This is a genomic window from Mesorhizobium sp. M0317, from assembly GCF_040321555.1.
Taxonomy (GTDB): Bacteria; Pseudomonadota; Alphaproteobacteria; order Rhizobiales; family Rhizobiaceae; genus Mesorhizobium.
Genome location: NZ_JAMYRV010000049.1, coordinates 45,235 through 53,701 on the forward strand (window position 1 = coordinate 45,235; position 8,467 = coordinate 53,701).

At 63.6% G+C, this 8,467-nt stretch carries 6 protein-coding genes and 1 tRNA gene; 5 read left to right on the forward strand and 2 right to left on the reverse strand.

The window, feature by feature from the left end; all coding sequences use genetic code 11:
- Positions 1–13: 13 nt before the first annotated feature.
- From NKI88_RS26695 to NKI88_RS26705, 3 genes are read left to right on the forward strand one after another with little or no spacing between them, the layout of a single operon-like run.
- On the forward strand, positions 14–937 hold the full coding sequence (locus NKI88_RS26695) for an ABC transporter permease subunit (RefSeq protein WP_023684574.1): 924 nt from the start codon (positions 14–16) through the stop codon (positions 935–937).
- A 9-nt stretch (positions 938–946) separates the two neighbouring features.
- Positions 947–2,074 (forward strand): ABC transporter permease, encoded by a 1,128-nt coding sequence (locus NKI88_RS26700; RefSeq protein ID WP_023670736.1) that lies wholly within the window; start codon positions 947–949, stop codon positions 2,072–2,074.
- A gap of 47 nt (positions 2,075–2,121) precedes the next feature.
- On the forward strand, positions 2,122–3,741 hold the full coding sequence (locus tag NKI88_RS26705) for an ABC transporter ATP-binding protein (RefSeq protein WP_023702233.1): 1,620 nt from the start codon (positions 2,122–2,124) through the stop codon (positions 3,739–3,741).
- Positions 3,742–3,782: 41 nt separating this feature from the next.
- Here NKI88_RS26705 and NKI88_RS26710 read toward each other — a convergent pair whose 3' ends face one another.
- The gene (locus tag NKI88_RS26710; protein WP_352658381.1) at positions 3,783–4,127 is read right to left on the reverse strand and encodes a hypothetical protein; all 345 of its coding nucleotides are present in this window, start codon (positions 4,125–4,127) and stop codon (positions 3,783–3,785) included.
- A 170-nt stretch (positions 4,128–4,297) separates the two neighbouring features.
- Positions 4,298–4,374: transfer RNA gene (locus NKI88_RS26715), tRNA-Pro, on the reverse strand.
- Positions 4,375–4,574: 200 nt separating this feature from the next.
- Between NKI88_RS26715 and NKI88_RS26720 the strand changes: the two genes are divergently transcribed.
- Both NKI88_RS26720 and NKI88_RS26725 read left to right on the forward strand, forming a co-directional pair.
- Positions 4,575–6,095 (forward strand): phosphomannomutase/phosphoglucomutase, encoded by a 1,521-nt coding sequence (locus NKI88_RS26720; protein ID WP_352658383.1) that lies wholly within the window; start codon positions 4,575–4,577, stop codon positions 6,093–6,095.
- 11 nt (positions 6,096–6,106) lie between these two features.
- Positions 6,107–8,344, forward strand: a complete 2,238-nt coding sequence (locus NKI88_RS26725) for a mannose-1-phosphate guanylyltransferase/mannose-6-phosphate isomerase (RefSeq protein WP_352658385.1) — start codon at positions 6,107–6,109, stop codon at positions 8,342–8,344.
- Positions 8,345–8,467: the final 123 nt, after the last annotated feature.

Below are 8,467 nucleotides of genomic sequence, written 5' to 3' on the forward strand. Positions count from 1 at the left end.
AAGCGGGGCGCCAATGCTGCGATATATCTTACGGCGGCTTCTGACCGCCATTCCGACGCTGTTCGTCATCGTGACCATGGCGTTCTTCCTGATACGCGTCGCACCGGGCGGCCCTTTCAATCAGGAGCGGGGCCTCAGTCCCGAGATCAGGGCCAATCTGGAAGCACAGTTCGGCCTCGACGATCCGCTCTGGCTGCAATATGCCCACTATCTCGGCAATCTCTTGCGCGGCAATTTCGGGCCGAGCTACAATTTGCCTGACTTCACCGTCACCGAACTGTTTGCCAAGGGGCTGCCGATATCGGTCCAGCTCGGCACCTCCGCGCTGATCCTGGCGCTGCTGCTTGGTTCCGTACTCGGCACCATCGCCGCGCTCAACCAGAACAAGCTTGGCGACTATACGGTGATTGCGCTGGCGACCGCCGGCAGCACTATCCCCACCTTCGTCATCGCTCCTGTCATTCAGCTGGTGTTCGGATTGACCTGGAAGCTGTTGCCGATCGGTGGCTGGGGTGATGGCGCATTGATCAACAAGATCGGCCCGGTGCTGACGCTGGCCTTGCCGCAGATCGCCATCGTTGCCCGCCTGATGCGCGGGTCGATGATCGAGAGCTTGCGTTCGCATCATATCCGAACGGCGCGTGCGCTCGGCCTCTCCGACTGGTCGGTGGTGGTCAAGCACGCGCTGCGCGGCGCCATCCTGCCGATCGTTTCCTTCACCGGCCCGGCAGCCGCGGCGCTGCTCACCGGTTCGGTCATCGTCGAGACCATCTTCTCCATTCCCGGCGTCGGCCGCTATTTCGTCGATGCCGCGCTCAACCGCGACTACACGCTGGTGATGGGGACCGTGGTGGTGATCGCGCTCTTCACCATCGTCTTCAACCTGATCGTCGACGTCATGTACGCGGTCGTCGACCCGAGGGTACGCTATGACTGAGGGTGCGCTATGACTGACATCACAGCCGCCGCCGCTCCGCCGGCCGTCGTCGGCCGCTCGCTCTGGGGCGACGCATGGGCGCGCCTCAAAGCCAACCGCGCCGCCATGTTCAGCCTCTATTACCTGGCCTTCATTGGCGTCATCAGCATCTTCGGCCCCTGGTTCGTGCCGCATCAGTACACCACCATCTATGCCGACTATGTGCGCACGCCGCCAAGCTTTTCAGCCTATCCGAAGCCCGACATGATCGAGACGGCGCTCAAGGATGCCATCAAGCGCATGCGCGTCGACATCAAGGAGTGGAAACTGGACGGCAGTCGCGTCACCGTCACCGTCACCTCGACCAAACCGATCGACGACCGCAACATCCGCTATCTCGACCGCTCCGATGCCTTCGACGATACCAAGATAGAGAGCAAATCGGCCGACGGGCTCGAATTGACTATGACTGCGTCGGTCAAACAGCAGTACTTCCTGTTCGGCACCGACAACACCGGTCGCGATCTTCTCTCGCGAACGCTGATGGCAGGGCGCATCTCGCTGGCCATCGGCCTGCTTGCCGGCATTGTCGCGGTGGTCATCGGCGTCCTCTATGGGGCGGCGGCAGGCTTTTCCGGCGGCAAGATCGACGAGGTGATGATGCGCATCGTCGACGTGCTCTATTCTTTGCCCTTCATTTTCTTTGTCATCATGCTGGTGGTGTTCTTCGGCCGCAACTTCGTGCTGATGTTCCTGGCGGTGGGAGCGGTGCTGTGGCTCGACATGGCGCGCATCGTGCGCGGCCAGGCGCTGTCGATCCGGCGGCAGGAGTATGTCCAGGCGGCCGAAGCCATGGGCGTCGGCCAGCGCGGCATCCTGCTGCGCCATGTCATCCCCAATCTGCTCGGACCAGTGGTGATCTACATGACGCTGCTGGTGCCGCAGGTCATCATCCTGGAAAGCTTCCTGTCTTTCCTTGGCCTTGGCGTGCAGGAACCGATGACCAGCTGGGGCGTGCTCATCTCGGTCGGCGCCAAGAACATCGGCACCGCCAACTGGCTGCTTTTGTTCCCCGCCTTCTTCCTCGTGTCGACGCTGTTTGCACTGAACTTCGTCGGCGACGGCCTGCGCGACGCGCTCGATCCGAGAGACCGATGAAGATGGGACCGATAAAGATGGGGACCGATAAGATGGGGACCGTTGCGATGGAAACGCCCGAAACGATCCTCAGCGTCAAAGACCTTCGCGTCCGCTTCCGCACGCTCGACGGCGCGGTCGAAGCGGTCAAGGGCATCAACATCCACGTCAAGGCAGGTGAAACCGTTGCCGTGGTCGGCGAATCCGGCTCCGGCAAGAGCCAGACGATGATGGCGGCGATGAGCCTGCTGGCGTCCAACGGCGAGGCGACGGGGCACGTCGATTATCGCGGGCGCAACCTTTTGACCATGAGCAAGCCCGACCTCAACAAGGTGCGCGGCGCCAAGATCAGCATGATCTTCCAGGAGCCGATGACCTCGCTCGATCCGCTCTATTCGATCGGCAACCAGCTGATCGAACCAATCCGCAAGCACCGCGGGCTGAACGCAGCCGAGGCACGGAACGAGGCGCTCAAGCTGCTGCGGCTTGTGCATATTCCCGATCCCGAGCGGCGGATGAAATCCTATCCGCACGAAATGTCGGGCGGCCAGCGCCAGCGCGTCATGATTGCCATGGCGCTCGCCAACGACCCCGACATCCTGATCGCCGACGAGCCGACGACGGCGCTCGACGTCACCATCCAGGCGCAGATCCTGGTGCTGCTCGCCGAACTGCAGCGCAAGCTCGGCATGGCCATCGTCTTTATCACCCACGATCTCGGCATCGTCCGGCGCTTTGCCGACCGCGTCTATGTCATGCGCTATGGCGAGGTGGTCGAGGAAGGCGAGGCGGAAGCACTTTTCGCCAACCCGCAGCATGCCTATACCAAAATGCTGCTGGCCGCCGAACCGACCGGCACCAAGGCGGCGCCGCCGCCCAGCGCTCCTGTGCTGCTGGAGGGCCGCAATGTCGAAGTGACCTTCAAGATCGGCGGCGGCTTCCTTGCCGGCGAACCGCTGCTGCTACGCGCCGTCGATCACATTTCGATCCGGCTGAAGCGCAACCAGACCATCGGTATCGTCGGCGAGTCCGGTTCGGGAAAATCGACGCTCGGCCGCGCACTTCTGCGCCTGTTGCCCAGCGACGGTGTCATCCGCTTCGGCGACCGCGACATCTCCACCGCCGACCGCCAGGCGATGCGGCCGCTGCGACGTGAGATGCAACTCGTCTTCCAGGATCCGTTCGGCTCGCTGTCGCCGCGCATGACCGTCGGCCAGATCATCACCGAAGGGCTTCTGGTGCATGAGCCGAACCTGTCAGGCAAGCAACGCGATCAGCGCGCCGTCGAGGCCTTGCTCGAGGTCGGCCTCGACCCCAACGCACGCAACCGCTACCCGCACGAATTCTCCGGCGGCCAGCGCCAGCGCATCGCCATCGCGCGTGCCGTGATCCTGAAGCCCAAACTGGTGGTGCTGGACGAGCCGACTTCGGCGCTCGACCGCTCGGTGCAGAAGCAGATCGTCGAATTGCTGCGCAAGCTGCAGGCCGACCACGAACTGTCCTACCTCTTCATCAGCCACGATCTCTCCGTGGTGCGCGCCATGGCCGACTACATCATCGTCATGAGGCAGGGCAAGATCGTCGAGGAAGGCCCGACGGAAGAGATCTTCAGCAACCCGCAGGCGGCCTACACGCAGACACTGATGGCTGCGGCGATCGATGTCACGCGCTTCAGGCTGAGTGCTTAAGGCGTGACGTTAAGCCGATAGTCAGGGTAGGGCCAGTTCGCTTAGCCCGCTGACCTGGGGCATCTGTTGGCTCTTGTCGCGACAATGGCCTCTTGCCGCTGCTTCAGTTTTTCGATTCTGGCCGTCTCACGGTTGGCCACTGCGCTCTTCACGCGCGTGCCGCCGAGCAGCCAGTTGGGAACGCTGGTGTTGGCGACCTTGCCGCGGGTGATGGCGGTTTGCGAGATGTCGCGCGCGGTATCGCCTACCGCGTTGTTGATCTCGGCGCATGTCATGCTGTCGTATTTTGCCGGGTTCACAGCGCCGCCCAGCGATGAGCAGCCTGCCGCCAGCGACAGGGCAAGCAGCGCTGACAGCCGGCCTGCACTTGAAATCAATAAATTCATCTTCCGCAAACCTCGTTCCGGCCGCTGTCTCGGTGGCATTCCTATTATCGAGGTAGCGCGGATGGTTGTCGCGTCAAAACATCATGCTGACAGGGAACGCCGACGCGGCCGGTTTGCACCAAGCTATCTAGTGGGTCGGGAGAAACAAACACCTAAGTGTCTGTTTTTTCTGGTCGGAGTGGCAGGATTTGAACCTGCGACCCCCTCGTCCCGAACGAGGTGCGCTACCAGGCTGCGCTACACTCCGTGACCAGACCGCGGGCTTATAGCTGCCACATACCGTTCCTGCAAGCGGCAATGGCAGCGCTTCTGTCGCATTTCGTTGGCTTTCGTTGGGCATTGCCGCAAAGCTTGGCTTTCCCTCCCGGGATAAACCCGGCTTAAAGCCTTGTGTGCTAAGTCGCAGCCTCGATAGATCGTGTTTTCGCCATCTGGAGCTTTGCTGCCTTGCCCCTGAAAATCGTAGGCGACGCCCGGCCCAACAGCTTCGAATTCGAAACCGAAGCGCTGATCAAGGCGTCCGGCTTTCGCGAATACGACGCGCGCTGGTGGTTTGGCCATGCCGGCTCCAGCCAACCGCCGGACCTGAACCTGATCGGCGTCCAAGCGTTGGGCATGGGCCTGGGCACTTTGATCCGCCGTCTTGGCGCGGGTCCCGACATCGTCACCGGGCATGATTTCCGTTCCTATTCGCTTGCCATCAAGCTGGCGCTGGTTTCCGGCCTGATGGCTGCGGGCGCAAAGGTGAAAGACATTGGCCTGGCGCTGTCGCCCATGGCCTATTTCGCCCAGTTCGCGCTCGACGCGCCTTCCGTCGCCATGGTCACCGCATCGCACAACGAGAATGGCTGGACCGGAGTCAAGATGGGTGCGGCGAGGCCGCTGACCTTCGGACCAGAGGAGATGAGCGCACTGAAACAGATCGTGCTGTCGAGCGACTTCGATCTCGCCGGCGGCGGCTGCTACGATTTCGTCTCCGGTTTTCGCGAGACCTATCTCGACGACCTGACCCAGGACAAGCGCATCGCGCGCAAGGTCAGGGTTGTGGCGGCTTGCGGCAACGGCACCGCCGGCGCCTTTGCGCCGCAGGCGCTGGAGCGCATCGGCTGCGAGGTCATCCCGCTCGATGTCGAACTCGACCACACTTTTCCGCGCTATAACCCCAACCCCGAAGACATGCGGATGCTGCACGCCATCCGCGACAAGGTGCTGGAGACCGGCGCCGATGTCGGGCTGGGCTTCGACGGCGACGGCGACCGTTGCGGCGTGGTCGACAATGAGGGCAACGAGATCTTCGCCGACAAGGTCGGCGTCATGCTCGCGCGGGACATCTCCAGCCAGCATTCCAGCTCGACTTTCGTCGTCGACGTCAAGTCGACCGGCCTGTTCCACACCGACAGCGTCCTGCGCGCCAATGGCGCGGTCACGGATTACTGGAAGACCGGCCATTCCTACATCAAGCGCCGCGTCGCCGAGCTTGGCGCCGTCGCCGGCTTCGAGAAGTCGGGCCATTTCTTCTTCAATCCGCCGATCGGCCGCGGCTATGATGACGGTCTCATCACCGCGACCGCCATTTGTGAGATGCTCGACCGCAACCCCACAAGTTCGATGGCCGATCTCTATCGCGCGCTGCCGCTGACCTTCGGCACGCCGACCATGTCGCCGCATTGCGCCGATGACGTGAAATACGGCGTGGTCGATCGGGTGGTGGCGGACTTCCAGGCGATGCAGCGCGCCGGCAAGGCTTTTGCCGGCCAGAAGATCGCCGAGCTGATCACCGTCAACGGCGTGCGCATCGTGGCCGAAGATGGCACCTGGGGCCTGGTACGGGCGTCGTCGAACAAGCCGGAGCTTGTCGTGGTTGTCGAAAGCCCGGTATCTTCCGACCGCCGCCGGCAGATGTTCGAGGCGGTCGACGCCGTGCTGCGCCGCAGCCCCGAAGTCGGCGCTTACAACCAGACGTTCTGATTGGACCTTTCATGACCGAGCGCATCGTCAGTTTTGTCATGAGCGGCGGTGTCGGTTCGCGGCTGTGGCCGCTGTCGCGCGAGGACAACCCGAAACAGTTCCACGATCTTTCCGGCGACGGCTCGATGCTGGCCAAGACACTACGCCGGCTGACGGCGCGGCCGGAGGGCGAAACGCCGATCTTCCTGATCGCCGCCGAGCGCCATGCCGAGCGCGTGCATGCCGACCTTGCCGGCCTCGACCTCGCCGGCGGTGGCCCGCTGTTCGAGCCGACCGGGCGCAACACGGCTGCCGCCGTGGCGCTGGCCGCGTTGCGCACATTGTCGGAGTTCGGCGACAGCCTGGTTCTGGTGGTTCCGTCCGACCACGAAATCGCCACCCCCAGGCAGTTCTGGCAGAGCGTCGAGGCTGGCAGCCAGGCAGCCCTTTCCGGCCGTCTGGTGGTGTTCGGCATCAAGCCGACGCAGCCCGAGACCGGCTATGGGTATATCGAAGTCGCAGCCGAAAGCGGCGGCGTCTTCGACGTGTCGCGCTTCGTCGAAAAGCCCGACCTCGCTACTGCGCAGAGCTATCTCAGTGCGGGCACCTTCTACTGGAACACCGGCATTTTCCTGTTTCGCGCCGGCGCCATGCGCGACGCATTTGCGGGCTTCCAGCCCGACATCTGGCAGGCCACCGAAGCGGCCTACAAGGCAGCGACTTCGGATCTGTCCGGCCTCTATATGCCGCTCGACCTCTACGCCGCCATCCCTTCGAACTCGATCGACTACGCGATCATGGAACGGGCCAAGGACATCGCCATGGTGCCGGCCGGCTTCCGCTGGAACGACCTCGGCTCCTGGCAGTCGCTGCTCGATGTCGGCCCTGCTGATGCCAATGGCAATGTCGTCGTCGGCGATGTCGTCGCCATCGATTGCGAGAACTCCTACATCAGAAGCGACGGCCGGCTTTTGTCGGCAATCGGTATGAAGGATGTCGCCATCGTCTCGACGGCGGACGCCACCTTCGTCGCCCCGGTCAGCCACAGCCAGCACGTCAAGAAAATCGTCGAGCAGCTGGAAAAGTCGGGCCGGCTGGAAACCAGGTTCACGCCGGCACACGACCGCGTCATCGAGAGCGGCGCCTGGCGTCGGCGCGTGCATCACTGGCTGTTCGAGGAGACCTTGCCGCTGTGGTCGACTTCAGGCGTCGATGAGCGTCATGGCGGTTTCCACGAGGCGCTCGGCTTCGACGGCGAGGCGCTGTTGAAGCCCAAGCGCATGCGCACGACGGCGAGGCAAGTCTACGCCTTCGCCGTTGCCAAGGCCCGCGGCTGGGACGGTCCAGCCGATCGCCTGATCTCCCATGGCATCGCCTTCATGGCCGGCAAGGGCCGCACGGACCGGGGCGGCTGGGTGCGCACGCTCAATGTCGACGGCTCCGTCGCCGACCCAACCGAGGATGCCTACGACCATTCCTGCGTGCTGCTGGCGCTGGCGCATGCGCATATGTGCGGCGATCCGGATGCGCTGCGGCTGGGCCAGGAGACCTTCGTGTTCCTCGACGCGCATCTCGAGGACAGCCGCATGACCGGCTTTCTCGAGACATCCGATGGCGAGGGCGAGCGGCGCTCCAACCCGCATATGCATCTGCTCGAGGCCTTCCTCGCCTGGTATAAGGCGACCGGCGACCGCACCTATCTGCGCCGCGCCGCGCGCATCATCGACCTTTTTCGCAGTCATTTCTTCGATGCCGAGAGCTGGACGCTGGGCGAATATTTCGACGCCGGGTGGAAGCCGGCCGCCGGCGAGAAGGGCACATGGACCGAGCCCGGCCATCATTTCGAATGGGCCTCGCTGCTCACCGATTTCGTCGCCCGCAGCGGCCAGGGCGAGTTGAGCAATTTTGCCCGCAAGCTCTACGCCTCGGCCATCGCCAACGGCCTCAACCGCGCCACCGGCCTTGCCTACGGCGCGGTCTCCAGACAGGGCCTGCCGCTCGACCTTGTGTCGCGGAGCTGGCCACAGGCCGAAGCGATCAAGGCGGCGATTGCGCTGGATGGCTCGGGTGGTCCCGACCTCAAGCCCGAAATCGAGGCGCGCGTCGGCCGGCTATTCCGCTGGCACATCGACCCGGCGCCGCTCGGCCTGTGGATCGACCGCATCGACGAACGCGGCCGCTCCTTGGCATCGGACGTGCCGGCCAGCATCTTCTATCATCTGGTCTGCGCGCTGACGCAGTATCTTGATGGGACAGCGCAGAAGGGGTGAGGTTGTTGAGAGGCCGGTGCGAGGCCCCCCCCCCTACCCGGCCGGGCCAAAGGGGGGTGCTGGGGGCCACCCTCAAATACGGGGCGCTAACAACCCGAGAGAGAATTAAACTATGTAGGGGAG

Bases quoted from the DNA above. Each gene is read 5' to 3' on its own strand.
- NKI88_RS26695 (WP_023684574.1), top strand. From the start codon at position 14: ATGCTGCGATATATCTTACGGCGGCTTCTGACCGCCATTCCGACGCTG.
- NKI88_RS26700 (WP_023670736.1), top strand. From the start codon at position 947: ATGACTGACATCACAGCCGCCGCCGCTCCGCCGGCCGTCGTCGGCCGC.
- NKI88_RS26705 (WP_023702233.1), top strand. From the start codon at position 2,122: ATGGAAACGCCCGAAACGATCCTCAGCGTCAAAGACCTTCGCGTCCGC.
- NKI88_RS26710 (WP_352658381.1), bottom strand. From the start codon at position 4,127: ATGAATTTATTGATTTCAAGTGCAGGCCGGCTGTCAGCGCTGCTTGCC.
- NKI88_RS26725 (WP_352658385.1), top strand. From the start codon at position 6,107: ATGACCGAGCGCATCGTCAGTTTTGTCATGAGCGGCGGTGTCGGTTCG.